General features: G+C 46.3%; 25 protein-coding genes. 16 read left to right on the forward strand and 9 right to left on the reverse strand.

Annotation, left to right across the window (positions count from 1 at the left end):
* Positions 1-10: 10 nt before the first annotated feature.
* The gene (locus Q4Q52_RS07895; RefSeq protein WP_106649060.1) at positions 11-358 is read right to left on the reverse strand and encodes a hypothetical protein; all 348 of its coding nucleotides are present in this window, start codon (positions 356-358) and stop codon (positions 11-13) included.
* Between the two features lie 374 nt (positions 359-732).
* On the opposite strand from Q4Q52_RS07895, the gene Q4Q52_RS07900 reads away from it, so the two are divergent.
* Positions 733-2,604 carry a methyl-accepting chemotaxis protein gene (locus tag Q4Q52_RS07900; RefSeq protein WP_311990288.1) on the forward strand — a complete coding sequence of 624 codons (1,872 nt, stop codon included), beginning with the start codon at positions 733-735 and terminating at the stop codon, positions 2,602-2,604.
* Between the two features lie 365 nt (positions 2,605-2,969).
* On the opposite strand, the gene Q4Q52_RS07905 is transcribed toward Q4Q52_RS07900, so the two are convergent.
* On the reverse strand, positions 2,970-3,941 hold the full coding sequence (locus Q4Q52_RS07905) for a LysR substrate-binding domain-containing protein (protein ID WP_311890924.1): 972 nt from the start codon (positions 3,939-3,941) through the stop codon (positions 2,970-2,972).
* Between the two features lie 113 nt (positions 3,942-4,054).
* Here Q4Q52_RS07905 and Q4Q52_RS07910 point away from each other — a divergent pair, with 113 nt between their 5' ends.
* Both Q4Q52_RS07910 and Q4Q52_RS07915 read left to right on the forward strand, forming a co-directional pair.
* Entirely contained in the window at positions 4,055-5,263 is a 1,209-nt protein-coding gene (locus Q4Q52_RS07910) for a multidrug effflux MFS transporter (RefSeq protein WP_106649064.1), read from the forward strand.
* Between the two features lie 156 nt (positions 5,264-5,419).
* The gene (locus tag Q4Q52_RS07915) at positions 5,420-6,043 is read left to right on the forward strand and encodes a tRNA-uridine aminocarboxypropyltransferase (RefSeq protein WP_311990289.1); all 624 of its coding nucleotides are present in this window, start codon (positions 5,420-5,422) and stop codon (positions 6,041-6,043) included.
* Positions 6,044-6,427: 384 nt separating this feature from the next.
* Here Q4Q52_RS07915 and Q4Q52_RS07920 read toward each other — a convergent pair whose 3' ends face one another.
* Positions 6,428-8,548, reverse strand: a complete 2,121-nt coding sequence (locus tag Q4Q52_RS07920) for an EAL domain-containing protein (RefSeq protein WP_311990290.1) — start codon at positions 8,546-8,548, stop codon at positions 6,428-6,430.
* 293 nt (positions 8,549-8,841) lie between these two features.
* Here Q4Q52_RS07920 and Q4Q52_RS07925 point away from each other — a divergent pair, with 293 nt between their 5' ends.
* Positions 8,842-9,213, forward strand: a complete 372-nt coding sequence (locus Q4Q52_RS07925) for a hypothetical protein (protein ID WP_199908772.1) — start codon at positions 8,842-8,844, stop codon at positions 9,211-9,213.
* 104 nt (positions 9,214-9,317) lie between these two features.
* Positions 9,318-9,968 carry a methyltransferase domain-containing protein gene (locus tag Q4Q52_RS07930; RefSeq protein ID WP_311990291.1) on the forward strand — a complete coding sequence of 217 codons (651 nt, stop codon included), beginning with the start codon at positions 9,318-9,320 and terminating at the stop codon, positions 9,966-9,968.
* A 46-nt stretch (positions 9,969-10,014) separates the two neighbouring features.
* Here the strand turns inward: Q4Q52_RS07930 and Q4Q52_RS07935 are convergent, their stop codons facing one another.
* The 3 genes from Q4Q52_RS07935 to Q4Q52_RS07945 are packed head-to-tail and all read right to left on the reverse strand — an operon-like array spanning position 10,015 to position 11,373.
* Entirely contained in the window at positions 10,015-10,662 is a 648-nt protein-coding gene (locus Q4Q52_RS07935; RefSeq protein ID WP_310802944.1) for a DUF6058 family natural product biosynthesis protein, read from the reverse strand.
* A 1-nt stretch (position 10,663) separates the two neighbouring features.
* Positions 10,664-10,993, reverse strand: coding sequence for an antibiotic biosynthesis monooxygenase (locus Q4Q52_RS07940; protein WP_310802945.1), 330 nt, complete (start codon positions 10,991-10,993; stop codon positions 10,664-10,666).
* Entirely contained in the window at positions 10,990-11,373 is a 384-nt protein-coding gene (locus Q4Q52_RS07945; protein ID WP_310802961.1) for an NIPSNAP family protein, read from the reverse strand. The genes Q4Q52_RS07940 and Q4Q52_RS07945 overlap by 4 nt, the downstream gene beginning before the upstream one ends.
* A gap of 64 nt (positions 11,374-11,437) precedes the next feature.
* On the opposite strand from Q4Q52_RS07945, the gene Q4Q52_RS07950 reads away from it, so the two are divergent.
* The 7 genes from Q4Q52_RS07950 (at position 11,438) to Q4Q52_RS07980 (ending at position 19,075) form a co-directional block, all read left to right on the forward strand.
* Positions 11,438-12,157, forward strand: a complete 720-nt coding sequence (locus Q4Q52_RS07950) for a helix-turn-helix transcriptional regulator (RefSeq protein ID WP_014620552.1) — start codon at positions 11,438-11,440, stop codon at positions 12,155-12,157.
* Positions 12,158-12,702: 545 nt separating this feature from the next.
* Positions 12,703-12,987, forward strand: coding sequence for a hypothetical protein (locus Q4Q52_RS07955; protein ID WP_311990294.1), 285 nt, complete (start codon positions 12,703-12,705; stop codon positions 12,985-12,987).
* A 351-nt stretch (positions 12,988-13,338) separates the two neighbouring features.
* Positions 13,339-13,638, forward strand: a complete 300-nt coding sequence (locus Q4Q52_RS07960) for a hypothetical protein (protein ID WP_311990295.1) — start codon at positions 13,339-13,341, stop codon at positions 13,636-13,638.
* A gap of 191 nt (positions 13,639-13,829) precedes the next feature.
* Entirely contained in the window at positions 13,830-14,168 is a 339-nt protein-coding gene (locus Q4Q52_RS07965; protein ID WP_311990296.1) for a hypothetical protein, read from the forward strand.
* A gap of 547 nt (positions 14,169-14,715) precedes the next feature.
* Positions 14,716-16,131, forward strand: a complete 1,416-nt coding sequence (locus Q4Q52_RS07970) for an amidohydrolase (RefSeq protein ID WP_311990297.1) — start codon at positions 14,716-14,718, stop codon at positions 16,129-16,131.
* Between the two features lie 137 nt (positions 16,132-16,268).
* On the forward strand, positions 16,269-17,600 hold the full coding sequence (locus Q4Q52_RS07975) for a pitrilysin family protein (protein WP_311990298.1): 1,332 nt from the start codon (positions 16,269-16,271) through the stop codon (positions 17,598-17,600).
* Positions 17,597-19,075 carry a pitrilysin family protein gene (locus Q4Q52_RS07980; protein WP_311990299.1) on the forward strand — a complete coding sequence of 493 codons (1,479 nt, stop codon included), beginning with the start codon at positions 17,597-17,599 and terminating at the stop codon, positions 19,073-19,075. The genes Q4Q52_RS07975 and Q4Q52_RS07980 overlap by 4 nt, the downstream gene beginning before the upstream one ends.
* Positions 19,076-19,191: 116 nt before the next feature.
* Here Q4Q52_RS07980 and Q4Q52_RS07985 read toward each other — a convergent pair whose 3' ends face one another.
* Positions 19,192-21,213 carry a S9 family peptidase gene (locus tag Q4Q52_RS07985; protein ID WP_311990300.1) on the reverse strand — a complete coding sequence of 674 codons (2,022 nt, stop codon included), beginning with the start codon at positions 21,211-21,213 and terminating at the stop codon, positions 19,192-19,194.
* A gap of 294 nt (positions 21,214-21,507) precedes the next feature.
* On the opposite strand from Q4Q52_RS07985, the gene Q4Q52_RS07990 reads away from it, so the two are divergent.
* On the forward strand, positions 21,508-22,062 hold the full coding sequence (locus Q4Q52_RS07990; protein WP_012586466.1) for a hypothetical protein: 555 nt from the start codon (positions 21,508-21,510) through the stop codon (positions 22,060-22,062).
* A 42-nt stretch (positions 22,063-22,104) separates the two neighbouring features.
* Here Q4Q52_RS07990 and trmL read toward each other — a convergent pair whose 3' ends face one another.
* On the reverse strand, positions 22,105-22,569 hold the full coding sequence (gene trmL, locus Q4Q52_RS07995) for a tRNA (uridine(34)/cytosine(34)/5-carboxymethylaminomethyluridine(34)-2'-O)-methyltransferase TrmL (protein WP_006079682.1): 465 nt from the start codon (positions 22,567-22,569) through the stop codon (positions 22,105-22,107).
* Positions 22,570-22,729: 160 nt separating this feature from the next.
* On the opposite strand from trmL, the gene Q4Q52_RS08000 reads away from it, so the two are divergent.
* The 3 genes from Q4Q52_RS08000 (at position 22,730) to Q4Q52_RS08010 (ending at position 25,457) form a co-directional block, all read left to right on the forward strand.
* Positions 22,730-23,503, forward strand: coding sequence for an ABC transporter substrate-binding protein (locus tag Q4Q52_RS08000; RefSeq protein WP_311990301.1), 774 nt, complete (start codon positions 22,730-22,732; stop codon positions 23,501-23,503).
* 126 nt (positions 23,504-23,629) lie between these two features.
* Positions 23,630-24,487: an EamA family transporter gene (locus tag Q4Q52_RS08005; protein WP_311990302.1), complete on the forward strand. Its 858-nt coding sequence runs from the start codon at positions 23,630-23,632 to the stop codon at positions 24,485-24,487.
* 28 nt (positions 24,488-24,515) lie between these two features.
* Positions 24,516-25,457 (forward strand): LysR family transcriptional regulator, encoded by a 942-nt coding sequence (locus Q4Q52_RS08010; protein ID WP_259542882.1) that lies wholly within the window; start codon positions 24,516-24,518, stop codon positions 25,455-25,457.
* Here the strand turns inward: Q4Q52_RS08010 and Q4Q52_RS08015 are convergent.
* A complete protein-coding gene (locus Q4Q52_RS08015; protein WP_311990303.1) occupies positions 25,441-26,322 on the reverse strand; it encodes a patatin family protein in 882 nt (293 codons plus the stop codon). The genes Q4Q52_RS08010 and Q4Q52_RS08015 overlap by 17 nt on opposite strands.
* Positions 26,323-26,333: the final 11 nt, after the last annotated feature.

The raw sequence follows: 26,333 nt of genomic DNA on the forward strand, positions 1-26,333 counted from the left end.
GCTATCGCTGCTAGTGTTCATCCTCTTTATGCTCAAAAGTTCGCCCTTGATAGCGCGTTGCATTCGTTTCCCTAACAATTGTCTCTGAACCATAAACTTGGCTCTGTGGCTCTTCTGCTGCATGGGCATGTTGCTTGGCGTTTGCCTGTGCTTGATTAAATTTAGCCAACTGACGTGCCATGTAAAAACGGCTAAACAGGACTAAACAACCGAGCGCAATAGCGCCAAATAAAAGCACGAAGGGCAATAAAAATAGCGATAAACAGATCAGGCTAACGCTAAGCGCCATGGCTAACCAAGCCCGTGGGCCAGAAATTCGGGTCTGCAGCGGGCTCTGTTGGAACTGGTGATAAATCATAAGAACTCCTCGATAGGCAGTGGACATTTAGTGTGCAATAGCGAGTGTGTCTAGGTCACGTTAATCTTGATTAATTTACTTTATTTTACCTCTGATGCTATTAAGCTGTTACGTATCATCTTGATATGTGAACTCGAGGTCGCCCATGTTGTTCATCGAATAACGGTCGGTTAATTATATGTTTTAACAAGAATCTTTTTGATTTAAATCTGAGCAACTTCTTTGCGAACTGTACAGAGTATGAGAAAATTCAGTTCAGATTAAGCTGCAGTTTTAACTCAGTTAGCCGCCTTATTACATTGGATGTAAATGTTTGTTCAACTCGCTCAGACACCCTCTTATTTCACTGCTTTGTTAATAAATTAGACGCCAACATGAACTCATATTCGCTCAAGCAAAAAATTCTGTTCTCCGTCGTGGTAGCCCTTTCACTCGTGATTGGTTTGTTGTCATGGCAAAGTTATTCCAGCCAAAAGTCCCAGCTGTTACAAAACAGCCTAGAACAAGTGCAACGCTTAGGTGAGCAGCAGGCAGAGCGTATTCAAGAATGGTTGGCTGGCCGCCAAGATATTATGGGGGCACTGGCGAGTAAAGTTGAGGGTGATAGCCTAAATACATTACAACAAGCACAAGCGTCGGGCCGTTTCCAGTTAACTTATTTTGGGAGCCAAGCGGGGCAAATACTGGATTCTGATCCGAGTATAGACCGAACGGGCTATGATCCCCGTAGCCGCCCTTGGTATCAACAAGCCACCAGTGAGCGCGGTCTTATTTTGACAAAACCATACGTGGATGTGGCTTATAACATTCTGGTTGTGACTATGGCGCAGCCTACCGCACAAGGTGTTGTGGGTGGTGACTTATCTATCGCCAGCCTAGTGGACGGTGTTAATCGGATGAAGTTACCGGCCAACGGTTATGCCATCATGATGCACAAAGACGGCACGGTTATCGCTTATAAAGATCAAGCTAAGACGATGAAACCTATAGGTGATATCGATAATGAGCTGAATCGTAACTTGCCTGAACAGAGCCGTGCATCTGGCACTCTGTTACCTATGTATTTTGAAAATGAAGGACGCGACAAGTTAGTTTGGAGCGTTGATATTCCTAATACAGATTGGGAATTAGTGTTAGTGCTTGATAAGGAAACGCTAGAAGCGCCACTCACGAGCCTGTTACTTACTCAGCTGGGGCTATCGGCACTTGTATTGCTCTTGAGTGTGTTAGCGATTTCTTGGTTAGTTGGCATGTTACTGGGCCCGTTGAGCCGAGTATCGCAGGCACTGGCGCGTATCGCCGATGGTAACGGTGATTTAACTCAGCGTATTTCTGTCGATACTCAAGATGAAGTGGGCGTACTTGCCGACAGCTTTAACCGTTTTGTCGGTAGTCAACATCAGTTGATCAGCCATATCCGTCAGTTAGCGAATGAGTTAGATGCTGATGCTGAACGTAGTCTTACCACCACGCAAACCTCGGTGGCTGAACTGCAACGTCAGCAACAGGAAGTCGCTATGGTCGCGACTGCGGTAACTGAAATGGCAAGTGCGACCAATGAGATTGCGGCCAATGCTGAAAACACGGCGACGGCCGCTCAACAATCTGCAGCCAGCAGTTTACAGGGTAAAGAGTTAGTCAATAAAACCCGTAACTCGATTAATTCGTTGGCCGATGAAGTCACTCAAGCGACCGATGTCATTGGGGATTTGAGCCGTCATGCTCAATCAATTTCAAGCATTCTAGCAACGATTCAAGGGATTGCAGAGCAAACCAACTTATTAGCGCTTAACGCGGCTATTGAAGCGGCTCGTGCTGGTGAACAGGGCCGTGGCTTTGCCGTGGTCGCCGATGAAGTGCGTGTACTGTCACGCCGTACTCAGGATTCGACCCAAGAAGTGCACACCACGATTGAAACGCTGCAACGTACGACCGCTAGAGCCGTCAGCTTGATGGAAAGCAGCCAAGCATTAGCGGGTCACAGTGTTGATGATGCGAATGCGGCGGCAAAAGCCCTTGAAGAGATTACACAAGCGGTCAACGTGATTTCAGATATGGCAGGCCAAATTGCTACCGCAGCGGAAGAGCAGACTCAAGTGACGGGTGAAATCACCCAAAATACGGTTGCGATTAAAGATGTGACCGATGAGATTACCGCCTCGGCCATGGCTGATTTGGCACAGGCGCGAGACTTAAAAGCCCGTGCTAACGATCTTAATGCACAGGTCGCGACCTTTATTCTGTAGCCACTATTTGTAGCGCTTCACTTTGATAAGAGCCCGATAACGCCTTTGCTTTATCGGGCTTTTTTATTGATGGTGATTTGGTGTTTCATACCAATCGTATTAAATATCTGTTCATTCAGCGGAAGTTCAACGCGCTTTAGACAAGGCGAAGGCTTGAAGGCATAGTGGTTCTCTGTCGAAAGCCTTGAATGCAGTATAAAGCGCGTTGCCATGCCATTAACATCAGCCGCCCTTCGGGAGCCACACAGGCATCCCACTCCGGTGTTGCATTGACTTAAAAGGGAATAACCATTTCTGCGTCAATTCGCCTTGGATTGAAATGCCTGTGTGGCTCTGAACTGATTAGATATTTAAAGTGATTGGTATTAAAGCATTTCTGCGGGAGTAAATAACTTAGCGACACTCTGACAAATCGTTTCTCTAATCCATTTATGCCCTTGATCTTCATCATTTCTTTGATGCCATAACAGCACATAGGCCATGGGCATAAATTCGAAGGGTAAGGGCAGTAGTTTAAGCGGATAGAGCTGGCAGGCGTGCCTTGCAAAGCTCGAGGGCAGAGTGAAGATTAAGTCGCTGTGGGCGCATACACTGGCGGCACCATAAAAATCGGGTACTGTCGTACTGAGCCGGCGTCGATGGCCGAGATCGGCAAGAAAGTAATCCAGTGCCCACCAATCGCTGCCTTCACAGCGAACCTGCACATGGGCCATGTCGAGGTAGAGTGGGAGCTTCCATTGTTCTGAAGTGAGCGCCGCCATCAGCGGGTGGTCTTCACGCACTAAACACACTTGTTGATCGGTAAACAGTGTTTGATAGGCAATCCCTTCGGGCAGGCGATCCACCTGAAAATCGGACAATGGATGCAAGTCCCGCCCTGAAATACCAAAGTCAATTTGCCCTTGTTGTAAATCCTGCATCGATTTTTCGGTCCAGACATAGGAGTCAAGTTTGACATTGGGTGCAGTGGTCAACATAGGGCCAATAAAATATGGGATTAAGGTTTCATAGGCGCTTTCCACCATGGCAAAGGAGAACTGTCGATTGCTACTGGCGGGATTGAAGGTCGGAGGTTGGGTGAGTTGATACAAGTCTTGCAAAATATTCGGCAGTTTTTGTCCCAGAATGAGGGCGTGCGCCGTCGGTTTTAAGCCGTGGGCCGTGCGCTGAAATAGCGGATCATCTAAGGTTTCTCTGAGCCGATTTAAGCTCTTACTGAGGGCTGACTGGCTTATATGTAATCGGCTGGCGGCGCGAGTCACGCTTTGCTCTTCTAGCAGAACTTTGAGTATGACCAGCAAGTTAAGATCGATTCTGGCTAAGTTGTCGATATTCACAGATATTCCTCAGAGGAAATTTACTTTGGAAATTATACCATTTCTGTTCATACCTTGAGTTAATTAAAATAGCGCCCACTGAAATACCTTTTCCTGATCAACTGAGATTATTTATGCGGCGCAATCTATTACCTATCCTGATGTCTATGGTGCTTCTTAGCCCATTAGCCATCGATATTTACTTACCTTCAATGCCAACTATGGCGGCAGAATTCGCCGTATCTGCCAGTGATGTGCAATCCACGATCGTATTATTTTTATTCGCTATGGGTTTAGGTCAAGTGTTGATTGGGCCATTAGCCGACCGTTATGGTCGCCGTCCCGTGGCTATTTTCGGGGTGTTACTCTACTGTGCGAGTAGCCTTTTAGCAGCTGCAGCTGTCGAATTTCATTGGTTACAGATTGCCCGTTTGCTGCAAGGTTTGGCTGCCTGTTCGACTTCTATTGTGGTGTTCAGCGCCGTACGTGACTGCTACGATCAAAAGGAAGGCGCTAAGATTTACAGTTACTTAAATGGCGCCATTTGCGTTATTCCCGCATTAGCACCGACCTTAGGCGGCTTATTAGCAATGCAATTTGGTTGGCGCTCAACCTTCGTATTCATGACGTTATATGCCATGTTGATGATGCTTGTTGTCGGTTATCGCTTACCTGAGACTCGACCTGCTAATACGGTCACCACTGGCCCACTTTACCGTTGGGGTCGATATAAGCCTGTACTGGGTAACGCTCATTTTTTGTTTTATGCCTTTGCTTGTATGTCGGCGATGGCGGCGATTTTGTGTTACGTGTCGTATGCGCCTGTGTGGCTGATTGGGCATTTAGGGCTTTCTGAGCTCATGTTCAGTGGTCTATTCGGTTTCAATGCCGTGTTTAATATCGTGGCCTGTTTTACTGCACCCCTGATCATTCGCAAACTCGGTAATCGTCCTACAACGATTTTGGCCCTGTCCATACTCGTTTTGTCTGCAGCACTCACTGTGGCGGGTCAGCAATTCGGTCCGAGTACTGGAATGATGGCAGCGTTTGCCTTTATGTTGCCTATGTTGATGTTAGGGGTTGGATTTTCCTTCTTACTCGGTCCAGCGACCAGTATGGCTCTGTCGGCCTTTGGTGAACGAGCTGGAACTGCCGCGGCTATGTTAGGTTTTATTCAGATGAGCGGTGCGTCCGTGCTTGCTGGACTCGTACAACAAACGAGTTTAACCGCCCCTTATGCAGTGGCCTTAGTGATGGGCGTATTTCCTCTCGGTTTATTATTGATGATGGCGCTGAGTCGATTTGACCACTGGCATCAAGAGCAGTTAGCTGGCGAGCATTAGTTCGCAGCACAGGTTAATTACAAAGTCGTTAATCACAGAGTACACCCTTTACCCACAGTTTGTTTGACCGCGAACTGTGGGTATTTTTTATTGTGTCTAATACCCTTTTATCCTTTGGTATACTCGTAAAATAACTCACTAAACCGAGGGTAAAGCTTGTCCCGCCACTATTGTGCTATTTGTCGTTATCCCCTGAATGCTTGTCTGTGTGCGAGTGTTCTGCCTATCTCTCCAATGACTCAGTTGGTGGTTTTACAGCACCCGAGTGAAGTCGAACATAAAAAAAATAGTGTGCGGGTATTGAGTCTTGTGGTCGCAGAAACGCAAGTTTATGTGGGCGAAAACGAGCCCGACTTCAATGGTTTGCGGGAATATTTAGCGGCATGTAATAAGCCTATTTATCTCGTCTATCCCTCTGAGCAAAGTGTGAGTGTTGAACAGCAGCCTATCAACCCAGATTGTGTATTGCTCTTACTCGATGGTACTTGGCGTAAGGCATTTAAGATGTTGCAGCTGAATCCTTGGTTAACCCAGTATCCAGCGGTGCATTTGACTGAAGGTTATGAGTCGCGTTATCGGATCCGTAAGTCGAGTCGTAGCGACAGTTTATCGACCTTAGAAGCTTGCGCTTATATGCTAAGCGCTCTTGATCCTGCACTGGATGTTCAGCCATTAATGGCGGCATTTGATGCTATGGTTGAGCTGCGGATTAAGGCGATGCCGAGCACTGTGCAGGCTCGTTATCAGAACTCAAACAAACCTAACTGCGAGACTAAGTGAATGGTTTGAAATTATTTAGCCTTAGAGGTTTTAGGTCTGATTTAATGCCTTTAAGTTATTGAGTTTTGATACTGCGTACGAATTAAATTAGTCAAAATCTTATTCAGATCACGCTAACTTAGTGTGAAATACGGTTTAATAATAAGGATTCATTTGCGCAGCAAATGATGAGATAGCTTTGCCAGCCAATTGCTTTGCAGGGGAGTGATTCCATTGTTAATCACAATTAGTTGATGGCGTGCTGGCAGGGCTATCGAGCTTTAAGCTATATGTTTTTGTTAATAATAGTGAAAGTGCTTTGCCAGTCCATAACTGGCTTTGCAGGGGAGTAATTCTATTGTTAATCACCATTAGTTGATGGCGTGCTGGCAGGGCTATCGAGCTTTAAGCTATATGTTTTTCCGCAAGAAAGGTTTGGGTGAAGTTATCGACTGAACTCGGATAACCAAAAAGAAATCCTTGGGCAAAACCTTGGCCCATGTCTGTCATTATGTCCCTTTGTTGTTGAGTCTCTATGCCTTCGGCGACGAAGTGAATATCGAGTGCCTGTGCGAGTTGCACTATGGCATTGCAGAGCTTTTGTCCTGAAACTTCGTTTAAGCGCAAGGCAAACTCGGCATCAATTTTTACACTGTCTATGGGCAAAGTGCCTAAACGACTGAGTGAGGATAATCCAGTACCAAAATCATCGATAGCAATGCTGACACCTAGGGCTTTTATGCGGTTGAGTGTGAGTCGTGCTTGCTCAGGTTGGCGTAACAGTGCCGATTCGGTGATTTCTAAAATCAGTGCTTCAGCAGGTAAATTAGCCATGTCCAAGGCGTTAATTACTTGGTCGATAAAATCTAAGTGTTCCAATTGCAGTGGCGACACATTGACTGAAATTCTAAAGTCTGCCTGATTATGTGCCCGCCATAGTGCCGCTTGCACACAAGCTTGTTCTAATACCCATTGACCAATACTGACAATTAACCCTGTTTCTTCCAGCAATGGTACAAAGTCGGCAGCGTCATAATACTCGGTAGGTGATTTTTGCCAGCGCAGTAATGCTTCGGCTGCAATCGTTTGATTTGTGTGTAAATCCACTATGGCCTGATAGGCGAGAGTGAACTGTTTTAAGCTGTGAGCATGTCTTAGACTATTGATTAACTGCAGCTTTAACTCTGCGGCCTGGCTCATAGCCTTATCGTAAAACACGAGGTGCGGTAAGCTCTTTTTAGCACAATACATGGCCGTATCTGCAAGACTTATCAGCTGTCCCGCTTTATCACTGTGGGTCGGAAATAGTGCAATGCCGATACTTGTGCCTAAGAAAAACTTTTGTCCTTCAATTTCAAAGGGGCTCTCAAATAAGCTGAGTATCTGTTCTGCAAACAGTTGGATTTCATCCTTGCAGCTACAGTCTTGCAGCACTAAGGTAAACTCATCTCCGCCCATCCTAGCTATGTCGGCTTTTTCGATACAACCGGCTTCGAGTCTGGCTGCGACGAGTTGTAATACTCTATCGCCCATGGAGTGGCCGAAGCTGTCATTGATATTTTTAAACCCATTGAGATCTAAAAACATTAGCGCACCGAGGGCGAGGGGATCGGTTTTAAGTTTTTCGAGGGCAGTATTGAGGATCTGCTTAAGGTGGAATCGGTTAGGCAATCCAGTCAAGGTATCGTACATAGCACGGGTCGTCAGCTGAGTTTCTAACAACTTTTTCGTGCTAATATCACTGAAAATATTCACATTATAGTGAGCGCCATCTTCGGTAATGATTTTACGGCTACTCTGCCAAGCTGGGAAATTGCTACCATCTGAACGTTTCTTCCAGGTTTCACCCTGCCAAAAGCCCCTTTGCTTCAGTGCAGTTTGGCATTCGGTTTCTGCCCCTAAATGATGGCTTTTCAACTCTAAAAATTCAGGGGTTTTACTGATAAGCTGCTCGGCGCTATAACCGCAAATACGGCACATAGCTTTATTAACTGCCAAAATCTGATCTTCCGTGTCTGTGATATACACAGCTTCGGCACTTTCCTCGAGCGTCGTCGACAAAATCTCTTTAGGAATATGGGCAAAGCCATCGGTAATAATTTCGCGCATTTGATTACGGCGATTGAGCGCTTTAAATTCCACGAGCACAACGGGCTGTTGCTGCAGATAGCAGCGATAAAGGTTTACTCGAGTTGGCAGTTCATTGCCGAGTTGACTCAAGTGTAGCCAGTTGAATTCAACATTATTTCCTGCAATGGCTTCGAGGATCATTTCCCTCGCATATTCAACACTGTTGCGGCCGGAGGATTGAATTCTCGGAGAAAAGTCATAGGGCGTCGCATTCACAAAGGCGTCATACTCAGTCTCAAAATAACCGAGTGTCGCTTGGTTGGCGCTAATAAAGCTGAAGCCTTGAATTAAGGCTAGGGGAGTTTTGTGGGGATGTGCTTGCCAGAGCGACAGCTTTTCTTGCAGTACTGGATCATCCGTACTGAGTTTCTTAAGTAAGTGTTGCCATCTGATCATTTAGGATACTCCCTTGTGACACATATAAGGTCACATCCTATTTTTTAGGTCTTCGTTGATACGAAGTTGCCCAATAGTACATCATTCCAATGGGGTTAAAAATAAACCTAATTGTTGTTTCACTCAAATAGAAACTCAAAAAGTGTAGTTTAAGACTTGTATTTAAGCATATTTTTTAAGAACACCTGCTGCATATTTCAAACTTTGACAGATTTTATGCTATGTTTTTCGCATCGTGTTTGAGTTGGCTGTTATCGTTCATCCATCCGATGACCAAATAAAGGAGGCAGGAAATGGCACATTTATCTAAGGTGCTCATCTCTAAAATGTTGATGTCGTTCATACTGATTTCCAGCATTCATCTTGCTGTGGCTAATGCCGCCGATGCGCCAAAGCCAAAATTAACCCTAGAGCAAAGAGCCGATAAGGCCCGTATAGACTCCCAGCGATTAGAGCAGGCCCAATTAGAGAAGGCGCGCCAAGCCGCCAAGGAGACTGCAGAGCGAGAAGATAAAATCAAACAGCAGTCCCAAACCCATGATTGGGAGGCTCAGCAAAAACTCAAGGCACAGAAACAGTTCGACGAGAGGGAAAGTCGCGAGCAAAAATATTTACGGGAAGCAAAAGAAGCCGCAGCAAAAGAGCGTAAAATCCCAAAGCCTTAAGCGGGCCATCGACACAGTCGATTTCAGCTAGGCAGTGCTAGCCTTATTTGTTGGCATTGCGACTACTCTCATTAATTACACCTTACTATCCCTAGGAATTGTTGTTGAATATCTGCCCCTTATGCCACTGCACAGAATTACTCGCTTATCATCAGGATAAAAAGCGCGATTATCACCAATGCCAAACCTGCCAACTGGTTAGCGTGCCAGCCCAGTTTTATCTCTCGGCCGAGGAAGAAAAAGCCGAGTATGATAAGCACGAGAACCATGCCGATGATCTGGGCTATCAAACCTTTTTAAATCGCACACTCGAGCCACTACTTAGCCGTGTTAGCACTTCGGCCCAAGGGCTCGATTTTGGCTGCGGCGAAGGCAAAGCCTTGAGCTTGATGGCAAAGGCGCGGGGTTATCAAATCGATAATTACGACCTTTATTACGCTAATAACCCCGCAACCTTAGTCCGCCAATACGACTTTATTACCTTAACCGAAGTCATAGAGCATGTGAGCGATGCCGCAGGTTTGCTTGCCCAACTTGATAGGTTATTAAAACCCAACGGCATATTGGCTGTGATGACCAAGCGCGTACAAAATCAAACCGCCTTTGCCAGTTGGCACTATAAAAACGATCCCACCCACATCAATTTTTACGCACAAGCGACCTTTGAGTGGCTTGCGCATTACTATGGCTGGCGACTCGAAATCATCGATAAAGACGTAGTGTTTTTATATAAAGAGATGCATAAAGTAAATTAATGCAGTCGTAGCGGTTTAACTAAAATCATGTCCTTTGCAGCTAAGGCTATGTGTTGGCGTGATCCGCTAGTCGATAACGCCGACGTATTTCATCCACTAGACGATAGCGGGAACTTCGGGATTTTTCGTGCGGCGCAAATGCAGCGCTGACCTCATCTAGCAGCGTGACTGCCGTTGTCAGTTTGAGCAACTCGTTATGACTCAGCTCGTCTTTGCTGGTTAAAGCGTTAATTGTGATTATGGCGAGTTCTTTTGCGACAATATCTTCCGGCAATCCAGATTGAGTACATAAGCCATAGGTGCCCGCTAGGAAATGCTCCCATTCCTGCTGTATATGTTGCGCTAGATTGGTGTCTGGAATCCGCTCGAGGCCGTTGCCTTCTGGGGCGGTTAATTTTTCAATGGCTTCAAGATAGCGCCGCTGAAAGATGGGATAAATGTCTGTGTCTGTATCGAGTTGATGCAGCATAGTTAACCAAGCGCCATAGCCTTTGGCATAGTATTCAATTGCCAGCTGTTCATTATGTGTGCCAAAGACGGAATCGCAAACTATGCTGAGCTGCAGTCGATAGGAGCATGCAGGCATAACGCCTTGAGTTTGGTAGTTAATCAACCTAGCTTCTGTCTGCCCTGTCACTTCGAGCAGTTGTTGCCGAGTATAAAAATGGGCGTTCAGATACTCAAGTAGCAGCATATCAGTTGCTCCTTGGTGCCTGAGTACGGTCGAACATGCCATAGTCACGAACAACTTCGGCAACCCGCAGGCGATAGTCGGCAAATAATTGTACGCGTCCTTGAGTTTGTGCCTCGCGGTGATATATCTGTTGTCGCCAAGCCTGTACCGCAGCCTCATTCTCCCAGAATGACAGCGATAATAAGCGTTCGGGATTGACCATGCTCTGAAACCGTTCGATTGAAATAAATCCTGCAATTTCACTCAGGCTTGATTTCAGGTCGGCGGCTATCTCTAAATACCGTTCTTGGCAGCCGGGATTCGGCACGACTTCAAAAATAACGACCATCATAGTTTTGTCTCCGCAGCTCTTTGATAGGTCTTTGCTATCGGCTTTAGGAAACTGCGTTTTTCACTCAAAATGAATTCTCCTTGCTTGGCCAACTGAAAATTTGCCTTGCCTGCGGCTTCTGTCTTCAGTTTGTCTCTATAGCGTTCATAGTGGGCCAGACTATCGAAGCTAATGAGACCAAATGCAGTGTCGTTGGTGCCTTCGTGTGGCAGAAAGTAGCCAAGGAGTTCGCCGCCGTAGGCTGGAATGATATCGCCCCAGTTTTCAGCATATTGGGCAAATTGTTCCAATTTGAAGGGGTCTATTTTGTATTCGATAAAACAGGTAATTTTCATAGTGTTTGGCGCCATTGGCTTGTGTGCTAAAGGTTTTAGTTGCATTGTAATTACCAGAAAAATTAATGCTTCGATGGTTATCGAACTGTCCCCGAATGAGATTACAAGCATGGAACCTAACATCGCTTTTATTGCCAACTTGATTGGTGACGCCGCCCGCTCACGTATGTTGATAGCTTTAATGGGCGGAGAGGCATTGACTGCGACAGAACTGGCTCTTGAAGCTGACATCACGCCACAGACTGCCAGCAGCCATTTAACTAAGTTGGTTGAAGGTGAGCTATTGCTCGTGCGTAAGCAGGGGAGGCATAAGTATTTTCAGCTCCAGAGCCGCCAAGTGGCCGAACTGTTGGAAAGTCTGCTCAACATGAGCGCTGCCATTGCGAACCCTAATGTCATTCATGGACCTGCGGACCCTAGATTGAGACTGGCTCGCATTTGTTATGATCATCTCGCGGGTGAATTGGGGGTTGCGCTTTATGACAGCTTAAGTCGGCAGGATTTGATCGTCCATGAAGGGGGCGAAACAAAAATCACCGCAGCAGGGATGACCTTTTTTGCTAAACGTGGCGTAGAACACTCGTTGCTGGGTGCACCAGATGATGTATTCGATGTACCGAAAAGTCGTCAATCTCGCCGCCCTTTGTGTAAGTCATGCCTCGATTGGAGCGAGCGTCGCAGCCATCTAGCTGGTGTTCTAGGTCAATGGGTTCTTAAGGATATTTTGGCTAAAGGCTGGGCAGAGAAAGCCCTCGACACCCGTGCCCTACAATTTTCAAGCCGAGGGTTGAAATCCTTTCGTGCTGACTATGGCATTGAGTCAAAATAGCCAAGGTAAATTGGTCTATTTTACCAATGATGCATAGCGACTTGGCCTTGTTTAACAGCGCGCCGCCAGTCCGATGGTTTGAAGAAATTTATCAATAAAAATATGTGACCTGAAGGTTTTTATAAAATGTCTTTAGGACGAAGTTTAAATACATGGTCGTTAAAATCCGTGAATCAAACTTACCTAGTTTGGTTCTGGTGCTAAAAACAGGCATTTAGTGTTAGCTTCGGGCTAACGTGCTTTTGTCCAATACGCATCTCTTAGGCCTCAAGTTGCCTTGTGCACTTAGCATCACTGCATTGCAGTCAAGTGATAATCATTTGCATTTAACTAGTATTTATGGTACTGTATTGATATGGGCTAGTTCTAGCCTCCATTACTTTACTCAAGATATAAACCATATATTGTCGTTACCTTTACATCTTCTCAATAAGTTATTTCTTTTCAAAAGGAGGTATTTTCATGCCTGAATAAAAATATGCACTCAATTAATAGAATGGTTTCTAACCAAGTTAGCTGATTATGAAATAATTATAAGGAAACATATGCTAAGTAAACAAAGTCAGGATTATTTAAATGATGTTAAAAATCGCATGAAGAAGCGTCAAGGTGAGATAAACATTATTACAACTCATCCAATTCCAGAAATATATAAGCTTGTCTTCCTAAGTGGAACGCCTAGTTATATGGTTAATGCTAAAGAACTTCAGGGGAAAAACACTGAGGGAAGTATAGTCCATCTAAATGATACCATTTATAAGGTAGTAAAACGACTAACCATATCTAGTAAGGTTATAGAGCTACATCTAGATGATGTATCACCTCAATAAAGCAAAGAAATCTAATATGGCACTTGTGTTAATGTGACCTTAACGGGCGATGAGGGGAAATCTAGCTCTCTTCTGTCCCAAAGCGAGAAGTTAATCATTCTACCGCAGACTTACCCAGGCGCGTAAAGCTGCCTTCTACATTGATTTTAGTGGTTGTTTTTGGGCTCCAAAATCAGTACTAATGTTGGTTTATATTTTGTGTATAGGGCGTAAATCAAGATCATTAATCGGTGAAAAGTGAGCCTAAAAGAATGATAACGCTACCTCAAAAAAATAAAATTCCGATAACATCATTCATACCTATTTAAATGGTATGTTGCCGCGGAGAATTCTAACAATAAGGAGATTAAGATGATTGAATTGAAATATGAATATCAAGATAAAGTTGGCAGTTTAATACTATATGAAATAGTTGGTTACAGAGGAATGCAAGACCTGCTCAATTCTCTGGAAACATCAGATATTCAGTTCAGCATAATAGAACAAGCTTTACTTGTGTTAAATCCAGAAATTGATTCTTCTCATGAAATTTATGCGTGTGAACGAGGGGGGGGAAGAAACGTAGTATCTCCATCTTCAGAAGCTACAAGATTAGGTTTTAAAAAACTAGAAGCTACTATTGGTGGATATAAGATCAATGTCTTATCTTAGTTTTTTGGCTGTGTCACTTAAATCGTGTCCATGAATCACTCTAGGACTAAGTGTTTTAGTCTTCTTCTGTTTGTTGTTTTCGTGATATATGGTGGTGACGATTATGACAAAATTTTACCAACGCATGTTGGCTGACTTGTTTTTAGCGGAACTCCAAACCAGCCGTAAATGCATTACTTTTTAGGAAGAGTATGGAACTTAAAGATATAGTCGGGTGGTTTCTTGGTATATTGATCCCATTGATTGCTTTCGCTTATACGGCACCTAAAGTATATAGTGCAGTTCTACGCGATTGTGTGAAATATGTATTTTGGGGATGGTGGTTAGTTGTGTTTGTTACCATGACTCTTTGGTTTATAGAGAAAATTGAATTACCAAAGGTATCTTTTTTTTCAGACTATTTTAGGAAAGTCTTAGACGACTTATCGGGTCCAGATTTATTGCTGGTTGTGTTTATTCCACCTCTGTTTGTGTTGTGTTTTGGTAGATTGTTAGGGAAGGTCTCGAAGTATCGTGAATATGAAAGGTGACAAAGTCCATAAAGCAGATTCGCAACACGATCACATTCGATGTAAAAAAGTAGCTGAAAATTGTGCCGTTGAATCACTCTAGAGCAGACTGATTCACGCTACCCCCTAAAACCCGACCTCGCGCCCCGTTTGCGGCTATGCTGGGGCGGTTTTTCTCTTAAGATGAATCAAATCGCTTAAGAATTGATTCAATGCCAAATAATGGAAATTAAGTCGGCTTCTGGTCGTGAAAATTTGCGCCTAAAGAACAGAGTGATTCATCCATTGATAGATGTTGTGGATGAGAAATAAGCTAAATATGTACGCCGGAATTAACGGCATTAAGCACTGTCATGGAAGTGACCGTCCGTGGCATGGATGCCACGTTCGAGCATTCATGGACGGACTGGCTGCGAGTCACTGGAATGACAGGGCTTAATCTCTATCGCTGACGTTTTTTAGTCCTTAATACCTGTTGTGTTTTTTACCTTCATCATTAAATCTATTAACAATTAATCCATGTCCGTGTAGTTTAGGTAGCTTATAAAAACAACAATAGGCTATCGCTATGACTTTACCTTCTGTATCACCATCTGCTATCTCAAAATCAGCAATCCTAAAGGCGTTTGAATTTAAATCTTCAGCAAATAAATCCCATTTTTCTAAGACTTTACTCGCTTCGGCTTTAGCCTTGAGCTTTATGGGCGCGAGTTTGAGTTCGGCACAAGCAGCGACCAGTGCTATGCCGGATGCGGCTAAGTTGACGGCGGGTGTGGAGCAAAAGGTGATCGACTGGCGCCGCGATTTACATCAACACCCTGAGTTGTCAAATCGTGAGTTTCGCACCAGCAAGATTATTGAAAAGCATCTGAAATCATTAGGATTGGAAGTACAAACGGGTGTGGCGCATACAGGCGTTGTGGCCATTTTGAAAGGCGGGAAGCTGAAAGGTGGCAAGTCTGGTCCGTTGATTGCAATTCGGGCGGATATGGATGCTTTACCTGTTACTGAGGTGGTTGACTTGCCCTTTGCCTCTAAAGCGACCGATACCTATCGAGATCAAAAGGTAGGGGTGATGCATGCCTGTGGCCACGATACCCATGTGGCCATGTTGATGGGCGTGGCTGAAAACCTTGTGAAAGTGAAAGACAGCCTCGCGGGTGATGTGATGTTTATCTTCCAACCTGCCGAAGAAGGCGCGCCAGACGGGGAAGAAGGCGGCGCAGAATTGATGCTTAAAGAAGGGCTGTTTGCTAAGCGTAAACCTGACCAAGTGTTTGGTATGCATGTTACCTCTAGCATGCCGAGTGGCATGATTGGCGTGCGCAGTGGCCCAGCGATGGCGAGTGAAGATTCCTTTACGATCAAAGTGAAAGGCCGCCAAACCCACGGTTCGCGTCCTTGGAATGGGGTCGATCCTATTGTCGCTGCGGCGCAAATTATCACTAACGTGCAAACGATCGTCAGCCGTCAGGTGGATATCACTAAAGCCCCTGCCGTGGTGAGTTTTGGTGCGGTTAATGGTGGCATTCGCTCTAACATTATTCCCGATGAAGTCGAGCTGATTGGCACTATTCGCACCTTCGACCAGCCCATGCGCGCCGATATCAAACTGCGTTTAGCTGAAATGGCCGAGTTGTCGGCGAAAACGCTTGGTGCGAGTGCGACCACAGAGATCCACCCAGGTTATCCTGTTGTGGTCAATAATCCCGAGTTAGTCGCTAGCATGCGTCCTGTGCTTGCCAGTGTGGTGGGCGATAAGATGCTGATTGAACCTGGGTTAATTACAGGTGCCGAAGACTTTTCTTATTACGCCTTAGAAGCGCCGGGGATGTTTTTCTTCCTTGGGGTGACGCCAAAGGGAACTGACCCTGAAACCGCGGCCAGCAATCATTCTCCGGCTTTTTATGTGGATGAAAGTGCGTTAAAAGTGGGAGTTGAGGCCATGACTAAAGTGGCGTTGACTGCGCTAAATGCGCAATAAGTCGGACAGACGTTATTCCGTAAGCTCTTCGGTATAACTTGAGCTTACAAAAAATCGGCGCGGGATACGCTTTCTGCGCTTGATTTGTTAAACAATTTACCTCTATATGTGGATATTTACAGCAAGGAGCGAACAAGATGAAGCGCACGCTATCGGCTCTTGTGTTGGCCATGGGACTTTTGAATCCCCTAAGCCAAGCACAGGCCACCACGGCAGAAGACATTAAGAGTTTCACGCTAGATAACGGCATGAAAATCATGGTGCTAGAAGATGCCTCAATTCCCAATGCCAACATGTATTTGTTTTGGAAAGTCGGTTCACGTAACGAAGTGCCCGGCATTACCGGTATTTCGCACTTTTTCGAACACATGATGTTTAACGGTTCGAAAAAGTACGGCCCGAAAATGTTCGACCGCACTATGGAAGCCGCAGGTGGCGCGAACAATGCGTATACCACTGAAGACATGACGGTTTATACCGATTGGTTCCCTGCCAATGCGCTTGAAACTATGTTCGATCTCGAAGCCGACCGTATCGCAAACTTAGATATCAACCAAACTATGGTCGATAGCGAACGTGGTGTAGTGCAGTCGGAACGCTCCACTGGCTTAGAAAACTCTAACTGGAATGCCCTTGAAGGCGAAATTAAAGGTGTGGCGTTTTTAGCTCATCCTTATTCGTGGTCGGTGATCGGCCATGAGTCGGATATTGCCGCTTGGACGCTGGAAGATCTCGTGCAGTACCACAAAACCTATTATGCGCCGAACAATGCCGTGGTTGTGATTGCCGGTGATGTGAAGGTTGCCCAAGTTAAAGCCTTGGCCGACAAATACTTTGCGCCTATTCCGGCACAAACTCCGCCTAAAGCGATTCGCACCGTAGAACCTGAGCAAAAGGGCGAGCGTCGTACCTTTGTGCAAAAGGCATCGGTGAGCACACCGAATGTGATGCTGGCTTACCATATTCCGGCGGCGACTCACGCAGATTATTATGCGCTGGATTTATTAAGCTCGATTTTAAGCCAAGGTAATAGCTCGCGTTTATATCAATCACTGGTTGATAAACAAGTGGCCTTAGAAGCGCAAACCTATATGCCGATGTCGGTCGATCCTAACCTCTTCTATGTGATGGGTGTTGCCACGCCTGAGGTGAAAGCCTCGACGCTGGAGCGTGCGCTGATTGAACAAATCGATGCGATTGCGACAACGGGCGTTACCCAGCAAGAACTGGATAAAGTTAAAAATATCAAGTTGATGGATTTCTATCGTTCGATGGAAACCATTAATGGCAAGGCCAATACCATAGGCACCTATGAGATGTATTTTGGCAGTTACGACAAGCTATTTAATGCGCCAGAAGCCTATAACAAGGTAACGCCAGCGGATATTCAACGTGTTGCCCAAACCTATTTACGTAAATCGAATCGCACTGTAGCTGTGCTGGCGGCAAACGAGGAGATCTCTAAATGAAATCAACGGCAGCGAAATTGACAGCAATGAAATCACTTAAGATGGCATCACTCGGGAAACCTTCTAAGTTAATGGCCGCATTAGCCCTAGGCACAAGTTTAGCCTTAGCAGGTTGTGCTACGACATCGGCGCCAAAACGCGTCGAAACTGGCAGCTTTGTGATGCCAAGTTACGACAAGTTCGTGCTGGATAACGGCTTAACTGTGTATTTAATGCCGCAGCGCGAAGTGCCTTTAGTCACCTTAAATGCCGTGGTACGTGCGGGGGCTGTCAATGACACCACCGCAGGCGTGGCGCAAATGACGGCAGAAGGTTTGCTGTTAGGGGCGGCGGGTAAATCTAAGGCGGATATCGAGCAGCAAGTGGATTTTCTCGGTGCAAGTTTAGGTGCTGAAGCGGATAAAGAAGGCAGCTATCTCAGTGCCGATTTTATGGCGAAAGACACTGACGTCATGCTGGGCTTATTTAGCGCGGCGATGTTAACGCCAGACTTTGACGCTGCCGAGTTCGATAAACTTAAGCAACGCGCGATTGCGGGGCTGCAGCAAGATAAAGAAAGCCCACGGGCGGTGATTGGTCGTTACTTCGATAAGCTGGTATTTGGTGCCCATCCTTATGGTAATGCGGCTTCGGGTAACAGTGATTCGCTTGAACAAGTGACAGTGTCGCAACTGCGCGCTTTCCATAAGAGTTACTACCAACCGGCCAATACCGCGATTACCGTCGTGGGTGACTTTGATGTTGCTGCGATGAAGTCTAAGCTGACGCAAACCTTTGGTCAGTGGAAAGGCAGCGAAAAGCTGGTGCAGCCTGACTTAAATCAAGGCTTGCCTCAGTTAACTGCGGCTAAAGTTTTGCTGGTGGATAAACCCGATGCAATCGAAACCACCTTTGTTATCGGCGGTTTAGGCATTAGTCGTGACAATCCAGACTATGTCGGTTTAACGGTAGTGAACACTATTTTAGGTGGTCGTTTTACCTCTTGGCTTAACGACGAGCTGCGGGTAAACGCTGGCTTAACCTATGGCGCACGCTCAGGTTTTAGTCCTTATACCGATTCGGGTGTGTTTACTATTAGCACTTTCACTAAGACGGAAACCACTCAAGAAGCGATTGATCTCGCACTGAAAACCTATGCTCGTTTATGGGAGAAAGGCGTAGATCAAACCACCTTAGATTCGGCTAAAGCCTATGTGAAAGGTCAGTTCCCACCTAAGTTTGAAACCTCAGGCCAACTGGCGGGATTATTGTCTGGCATGTATCTATACGGCTTCGATGATAAGTTTATCAATGAGTTCCAAGCTAAGGTGGATGGTTTGACCTTAGAAGAAACTCAAAGGCTCGTGAAAACTTACTTCCCGCAAAAAGATCTGCAATTTGTGCTGATTGGCAACGCGGCTAAAATTGCACCTATCGCCGCTAAGTATGGCAAAGTGCAAACCGTGGATATTAAAGCCACTGGCTTTGGCCAATAAGCTCAGTCATTTTAAGCTAAGTCATTTCAAACTAAAGCGTTAGCCTACGCTTTAGTTTAAGTAAACCCATTAAAAAGGTCTGCATTGCAGACCTTTTTTGTATCTATGAATCGCGTTTAACGCGCGCCAGGTTCGGCAAAGTGGGTCATCCACTTCTTCACTTCGTTATACCAGTAGACTGAGTTATTAGGCTTCATAATCCAGTGATTTTCATCGGGGAAATAAATCATCCGCGATTCAACATGTCGACTTTGCAGGGTGTGGAACAGTTCGAACCCTTGGGTCGCCGGCACTAAGTAATCGAGTTGACCATGGCTGACTAAGGTTGGAGTGTTGAAGTTAGCCGCAAAGTAATGGGGCGAAATGGCTTTATACAGTTCTGGATTATCCCAATAGTAGCCAAATCGGGTACTGTGTACGGCAAAGTCCGACGCCATTTGTGCATACATGTCGTAAACCGCAGCATGGATCAATAGCGCTTTAAAGGGATGCGGCTGACCCAAAATAATCGAGGTCAGGTAACCACCATAACTTGCACCACCCGCCACCATGCGATCACTGTCTATCCAGCTTTGTTGTTTAAACCAGTCTGCCGCCTTGAGCACATCCTCAAGGGGTTTTGTCTTCCAATCGGGATTGATGGAATCGGCAAATTCCTGACCAAAGCCACTCGAACCGTGGAAGTTTGGCCACGCCGTGACATAACCCCAAGAAGCAAAGGTTTGCGCGTTCCAACGGAAATGGAAACCGTCGGTAATGGCATTGTGTGGCCCGCCGTGGACGAGCATAAACAGTGGGTATTTTTTGCTGCGATCAAACCCTGCGGGATAGTGAACCCACATTTGAATATCTTTACCTTGATAGCCTTTGTAGGTAACTGATTCATAGGTACCTAGGTCGACATCTTTGAGAATATCGTCGTTAAAGTTTTCTAGGCGTTCAATCTTACCATTGCGAGGATTGATGCTGACCAAGCGAGCGGGATACAAAAAGCTCTGATTGGTGGCAATCAGTTCGCCATCTTTGCCTATGGCGGGTTGGCTAAAATCGGTTGCCTCTGTGATGGCTTTTACTTTGCCGTTCTTGGCATCGATAGAGTAAATACGGTTTGTGGCTGCGTCCTCCACAGTGGCATAAAAGCCCTTGTTGTCGGGTGTCCAACTGAATTGAGAGACAGAACGGTCCCAGTCAGCAGTGAGTGTTGTGAGTTTACGGCTGTCGATATCCAGCAGCATCAGCCTTGAGGTATCGGCGTAGAAACCGGGGATTTTTTGGCGGGTAAAGGCGAGCGTTTTACCGTTAGGGCTAAAGCTCGGATTCAGATCCGGCGCTTGATTATCTGCGGTGAGATTTTCGGCCTTGTTGCCTCCAATTGTGGCGAGAAATATATCAATTTTAGGATCGACTTTATTCTCTGAGCCATAGGCATTGAAGGCGATCCAGCGTTCATTGGGGGAAACATCATAGCTTGCACTGCTTTGATCTGATCGTGGTAATTCATGGCCCGCAGGCTGGGTGATGTTTTCGACATTACCGCCTTTGGCCGGAATTCTAAATACGTGGGCTTGACGACGTTCATCTAACCAGTGATCAAATTGGGAATAGGGCAAGGCGTTCCATTGATGGGCGGAAACCTTATTGTCTGTATCTGTGGTGAGCTGGGTTTTCATTTCTTCCCAGCTTTGATTAGGGAAGATATTGCTGATGAAATACAGATGCTTGCCAACCCACTTAATACTGTTAACGCCTGTGGGAATATCGGTTAAGCGCTGCGCTTCACCCGGACCGTCCATCGGCAGCAGGTAAATTTGGCTCGCCTCGTCTTCATTGCGCTGACTCACAAATGCCAAGATTTTGCCGTCGGGGGAAAACACGGGCTCGCTCACCCTTAAACCTTTGGCTGTGATGGCTCGGTTTTCCTTGCCATCGAAATGCCACAGCTGGGTTGAGCCTTTATCGGCTTTTAGATCGTACTCTGTGACTGGCGCGATGATGTGTTCGCCTGTGGGGGATATAATTGGGCTACCGATACGTTTGAGTTGCCAAAGTAATTCCGCTGAGAGTGGTTTGCCTTGGTCTGCAAATGCCGAGCTAAAGGGCATCAGTAAACAGAGTAATAAAATGCCTGTCTTCTTCACTATGAGTCTCCTTGTGATACAAACAGTTACTAGGATTATGATGTTGCGTATTTTTGCTAAGTGGCAAGTTAGCATGAAAACCCGCTATGCCTGAATAAGCTGTTATGTAAGCAACTGTGAATCTTTGTTGGGTATCTCAGCTCAAAAGAGGTTGATGTAGGCGGTAAACAGTCAGGCTAACTGCAATACAAAAGCGTTCATTCCGTCGTTAAAGGAATCATTTGTGATGGGGGATTTGTCGATTGATGCTTTTAACGCTAATGTATTGATATGTTTCGGGTAGGTGCTAGAGATATGCCGCTTAAAATCGACCGTTTGAACCTTATGCTGGGTCTTGCCATTGTACTGAGCGTGTTTTCGTCCTTCTCAGTCATGGCCGCTAAGGTCAGTTTCAAGGAATTTTGTCCACAATTAGTGGGGCAATGGGCGGGTGATGCTGCCAAGGCGGGGGAGATTCCGAGAAAAGTGGCCGTCACGGGCTTTTGCTCCCACGATCAGCGCCAGTTGATTTTATCTGTGAGTATCGGCACGCGGGCGCCCTTTAGCGAAACTTGGTGGTTTAGGGAACAAGGCGATCAAGTGTTACTGACCTATTACGACGGTGTGGCGGAAGATAAACAGCAACTCTTTAGTTTATATCGACAAAATGGGGATTATTCTCTGCTAGGGGAAGGGGTTGTTAATGCGAGACCCGCGTTGATCCAGTTACTCTTTGATGCTCAGACTCGGGCTCAAAATCAAGCGGGTGGATGGCAATGGACGCAGAACATCCAATATCTCGATGATGATATCGATCGCTATCAGCTGTTTCGTGGGATTGAGATGACGCCTGTCGCACCATCTCCTTAGCCGCCCCTTAGCCACAAATCAGCGATTTAGCTTCGACAGCGTTTAAAGTGCGCCAGCAAAATCCAGTTGGCGCCACGCTTCATAGCTGATAATCGCCACCGCATTTGACAGATTCAAACTACGACTGGTGGCCGCCATGGGGATGCGCAGTCTCTGTTCAGTCGGAATCGATTCGATAATCGCCATCGGCAAGCCGCGGGTTTCAGGGCCAAATAGCAGCACATCATCTTTCGCAAAACTCAGCTCAGTATGCGGACGACTGCCTTTAGTGGTGCAGGCCATAATGCGCTTACCTGCCATGGCTTCGAGGAAGGCATCGAAGTCTTTGTGGCGAGTCACATTGGTCAAGTCGGCATAATCTAAACCGGCGCGGCGTAACTTTTTCTCTTCTAGATCAAAACCTAATGGCTCAATCAAATGCAGCTGACAACCGTTGTTGGCGCATAAGCGAATGATATTACCTGTGTTAGGTGCGATTTCTGGCTCATAGAGTGCGATATGGAACATACTGGCCCGCCTATAGAAAAATGACGGCTGATTATACGGCAAACGGCGGCTAAGCGCAGTGACAGAGTGATGCTTTATCACGTTCTCATTTGGATGCGAGGAATGAACGCCACAATCGTTGTCGTCTGCTAAGCTTGAGACAGCCACCGAGGGACCATTCATGTTCAGTCACTTTATTACCTTGTGTATTTTTTCTGTACTTTTCCTTCACAGTATTTTCACCCCAGCCTATGCCGCGGATGATGCTGTCACTAATGCTGGCGGCAAGCGGCAGATGACGGCTTATTTAGGGGAGATCCCTGGATTAATTAATGCCGATGGCACAGGGCCATTTGTGGAACTGGTTAAAGCAATTGATAGGGCAGATCCTGAGGTTGAAATTGATATTAAGGTTTTCCCGCTTTCACGGGCGATGCTAGGCGTGACGCTTGGTCGTGCTGATTTTGGTTTGCCCGCAATCCGTAATAATGCCGCGTTAGATGCCTTACCTTATCGTTTTAGTTCTGTTTCATTTGGGCAAGTCACCCACGTGCTTTATACCAATGTGGATAAGCCGATAACGAAGGCCATGTTATTTGATCAGCAGCAAACGGGGCGCGTATTTACCGTGGAGGCGATTCCAGATTACATGCCTATCCCTGCGGAGCCTTCAATAACCATTAAACGTTCTTTGCTAAAACTTTCCCATGGCCGTATCGATGCCTTCGTTTGGGCGCAGGAAGAGGCCGATATGATGCTGAAACAGTTGAAGTTGCATAATATCCACCGTGAAGACTTTGGCGATTTTGAAGATGTGTTTGTGATTGCCAAGGGCCCCGAAGGGGATGCCGTAGATGCATATTTGACTCGCATGATTGAATTACTGCGGCAGACTGGAGAGTTAAGCCAGATTTATCAAACTATCCATCTGTCCTACAATGACTGGCAACTTTAGTTTTAAAATCAAATAGTTAACCTGATTAACTCCCGCCGATAATGAGATATTCATAAACTTCACTTGCTAGGAGTGAAGACTGAGAATAATATATCTTCACATCAAGATACTTTTTAAAGAGTTATTATGCCTTTTGTAATCGCCTTACTCGCCCCTGTGTTTTGGGGGACGACCTATGCGTTAGTGAGTCTCTACTTACATGACATGTCGCCCTATTGGGTGGCTGTGTGGCGCGCGCTGCCTGCGGGGATACTGATGTTGATGCTGCGTCCTCGCTTGCCAACGCTGGTGTGGTCAAAGCTCGGTTTGCTGGCTTTTTGTAATATCGGCGCCTTCTTCACCTTGTTATTTATCGGCGCGTATCGTTTGCCGGGCGCAGTGGCGGGGACCTTAGGGGCGACGCTGCCGTTAATTTTCTTAATTTTAGCTTGGGTGATTGATAAAAAACGTCCTGGAATGAAGTGGTTACTATTAGGCTTAATGGGCCTTGGCGGGGTGATTTTACTGCTTAACCCGTCGGCGGATCTCGACCCTATCGGCGTGTTGTGCATGTTGAGTGCCACGACGTTAATTGCTTTCTCTTCTCGCTGGATGCAAAAGTGGGATGTGGGTGACTTTTTAGTGCTCACAGCATGGCAACTGTTTTTGGGCGGCTTGATGTTAATTCCGCTGGCATGGTTTATGGCGGGCCCGCCGCAGTTACCTAGCCTGACAGTGGTGCCGTCGTTACTATGGTTAGTGATTGCCAACACCGCCATCGCTTATTGGGCTTGGCTGTGGTCGATGCGAAATTTAGGACCAGAAATCATGGGCATGGTCGCTTTAGTCAATCCCGTGGTTGCCGTATCATTAGGCGTATTGATTGTGGGTGAGACCTTAGACATGCGTCAGTGGGCGGGGATAGGTGTGATATTACTGTCGCTGTTATTGATGAAATTGCCACAGAATTTAAGGTTAAACCCATTTAAAAAAGTGCAGCCCTAGTCAGTATTTTGGGGTAAATGAGGGATAGATGCTAAAACGTTTGGATCTGAATTTACTACCCGTACTGGAAATCCTGCTTGAGGAGCAAAGTGTGACCGCCGCTGCGGCGCGTTTGCATTTGAGCCAGTCGGCGGTGAGTAAACAACTGACGCGCTTGAGGGAAGTATTTGATGATCCTCTGTTTGAGCGCACCGCCTACGGCCTAAAACCGACGCCTAAAGCCTTGTCGCTCGCGCCGGAGTTGCGCCAATGTTTACAGCAATTAGCGCAATTTACCCGGCCCGATACCTTTGAGCCCGCCTTAAGTCAGCGGCAGTTTAGAATGCATTTGGTTGAGACCACATACTCGCTGACTTTTCCGCATTTTATGCCCTCGCTGCTCGCCCAAGCGCCCGGTGTGAGTCTCAATTGCCAAACCTGGCGTCTCGATACTATGGACAGATTACTGCGCTGCGACATCGACTTAGCCATAGGTTGCCGCGAGTGGGACGAGCGTTCGCCCATGCATGTGAGTCATATTCCCGACGACTTGTGCCATGTCGAGTTAGTGCAGGATTATACTGTGTGCTTGATGCGCCGCGATCATCCGGCGTTAGCACAAGAGTGGAATTTAGACACCTTCTTGAGCTATCGCCATCTGCAAGTGGCTTTTGGTGGCATAGAGCATTGGTTGCTGGATGATGTGCTGCAACTTGAGGGGCGTCAGCGTGATATCGCCGTGAACATGACCGACTTCCAGAGCGCACTCACCCTGTGTGAACAGAGCGACTTGATCCTCTGCGCGCCGTCACGTTATGCATTTGCTGTGATGAAATCCTTCGAGCTTCAGTCTTTACCATCCCCTATCAAGCTGATCCCCGGCGCTTATTTATTGATGTGGCATAAACACTTCGAGCACGACTTGAGCCATAAATGGCTGCGAGAACTGATCATCAGTCAAGTGCTGCCGTCGATTACGCCTCGGGTTTAGGCTCTTTTGGCGCAGCTAACCAAGCCGTTAATGCGGGTAAGACTGTTTTCCCATCCGCTAGCCCTTGTTGATAGACGGCGGTCACTTTATCGATATTGCGATCGAGCCTGGATAAATTAAGTGGCTGCGCTGGGCGGATCACAAAGGCGTTATCTTCTGCAACGGCTTGGTCTAACTCGGTTAATGCTTGATTATAAACTCGGTGCCGCTCACTCAGCGCATGGGAAACTGCGGGATAGCGTTTGTAGGCTTTGCGGGCTAACCAATTCATTTTCATCGCGGATTTTTGGTAATGCTGATCTTGAGTCAAGATCACCACTTGGCGTGAGTAACCATCTTTGCGTGATTGTGCTAACGGTATCGGTTCGCCGATCCCGCCATCGAGGTAATGATGTTGGTTAATCACGCTGGGTTTAGACATAAAAGGCAGGCTAGAGGAGGCGATGAGCACGTCGAGTAATTTATCGTGGTCGTCAAAATCGTCCATACCAAAGTAATCGGTTTTCCCTGTATTGCAGTTAAAGGCGCCAACCTTAAATTCGGTATGACTATTTAAAAATGTATCAAAATCAAATGGCAGTAACTCATAGGCCATGCGGCGATAGGTAAAGTCAGTGTTGACATAGTTGCCCGTAGTCAGCCAATGGCGCAGGCCCATATAGCGTTTATCGTTGAGATATTGCTGCTGAATTTGAAGATTACGACCGAATTGACGGGACACATAGGACGCGGGGTAAATGGCACCCGCAGACACCCCAATCACATAGTTGAAGTTGAGCGACTGCTGCAAAAACGCGTCTAACACACCTGCAGTATAAATGGCTCTGAGGCCGCCACCTTCCAACACTAAGGCCACATCTTTCATCGAGTTATATC

The sequence above is a fragment of the Shewanella sp. SP1S2-4 genome (assembly GCF_031932075.1).
In the GTDB taxonomy this organism is placed as follows: Bacteria; Pseudomonadota; Gammaproteobacteria; order Enterobacterales; family Shewanellaceae; genus Shewanella; species Shewanella baltica.

Bases quoted from the DNA above. Each gene is read 5' to 3' on its own strand.
- Q4Q52_RS07970 (WP_311990297.1), top strand. From the start codon at position 14,716: ATGACTTTACCTTCTGTATCACCATCTGCTATCTCAAAATCAGCAATC.
- Q4Q52_RS07920 (WP_311990290.1), bottom strand. From the start codon at position 8,548: ATGATCAGATGGCAACACTTACTTAAGAAACTCAGTACGGATGATCCA.
- Q4Q52_RS07960 (WP_311990295.1), top strand. From the start codon at position 13,339: ATGATTGAATTGAAATATGAATATCAAGATAAAGTTGGCAGTTTAATA.
- Q4Q52_RS07975 (WP_311990298.1), top strand. From the start codon at position 16,269: ATGAAGCGCACGCTATCGGCTCTTGTGTTGGCCATGGGACTTTTGAAT.
- trmL (WP_006079682.1), bottom strand. From the start codon at position 22,569: ATGTTCCATATCGCACTCTATGAGCCAGAAATCGCACCTAACACAGGT.
- Q4Q52_RS07955 (WP_311990294.1), top strand. From the start codon at position 12,703: ATGCTAAGTAAACAAAGTCAGGATTATTTAAATGATGTTAAAAATCGC.
- Q4Q52_RS07945 (WP_310802961.1), bottom strand. From the start codon at position 11,373: ATGCAACTAAAACCTTTAGCACACAAGCCAATGGCGCCAAACACTATG.
- Q4Q52_RS07950 (WP_014620552.1), top strand. From the start codon at position 11,438: ATGGAACCTAACATCGCTTTTATTGCCAACTTGATTGGTGACGCCGCC.
- Q4Q52_RS08015 (WP_311990303.1), bottom strand. From the start codon at position 26,322: ATGAAAGATGTGGCCTTAGTGTTGGAAGGTGGCGGCCTCAGAGCCATT.
- Q4Q52_RS07910 (WP_106649064.1), top strand. From the start codon at position 4,055: ATGCGGCGCAATCTATTACCTATCCTGATGTCTATGGTGCTTCTTAGC.
- Q4Q52_RS07965 (WP_311990296.1), top strand. From the start codon at position 13,830: ATGGAACTTAAAGATATAGTCGGGTGGTTTCTTGGTATATTGATCCCA.
- Q4Q52_RS07935 (WP_310802944.1), bottom strand. From the start codon at position 10,662: ATGCTGCTACTTGAGTATCTGAACGCCCATTTTTATACTCGGCAACAA.
- Q4Q52_RS08000 (WP_311990301.1), top strand. From the start codon at position 22,730: ATGTTCAGTCACTTTATTACCTTGTGTATTTTTTCTGTACTTTTCCTT.
- Q4Q52_RS07925 (WP_199908772.1), top strand. From the start codon at position 8,842: ATGGCACATTTATCTAAGGTGCTCATCTCTAAAATGTTGATGTCGTTC.
- Q4Q52_RS07940 (WP_310802945.1), bottom strand. From the start codon at position 10,993: ATGATGGTCGTTATTTTTGAAGTCGTGCCGAATCCCGGCTGCCAAGAA.
- Q4Q52_RS08010 (WP_259542882.1), top strand. From the start codon at position 24,516: ATGCTAAAACGTTTGGATCTGAATTTACTACCCGTACTGGAAATCCTG.
- Q4Q52_RS07990 (WP_012586466.1), top strand. From the start codon at position 21,508: ATGCCGCTTAAAATCGACCGTTTGAACCTTATGCTGGGTCTTGCCATT.
- Q4Q52_RS07980 (WP_311990299.1), top strand. From the start codon at position 17,597: ATGAAATCAACGGCAGCGAAATTGACAGCAATGAAATCACTTAAGATG.
- Q4Q52_RS07900 (WP_311990288.1), top strand. From the start codon at position 733: ATGAACTCATATTCGCTCAAGCAAAAAATTCTGTTCTCCGTCGTGGTA.
- Q4Q52_RS07895 (WP_106649060.1), bottom strand. From the start codon at position 358: ATGATTTATCACCAGTTCCAACAGAGCCCGCTGCAGACCCGAATTTCT.
- Q4Q52_RS08005 (WP_311990302.1), top strand. From the start codon at position 23,630: ATGCCTTTTGTAATCGCCTTACTCGCCCCTGTGTTTTGGGGGACGACC.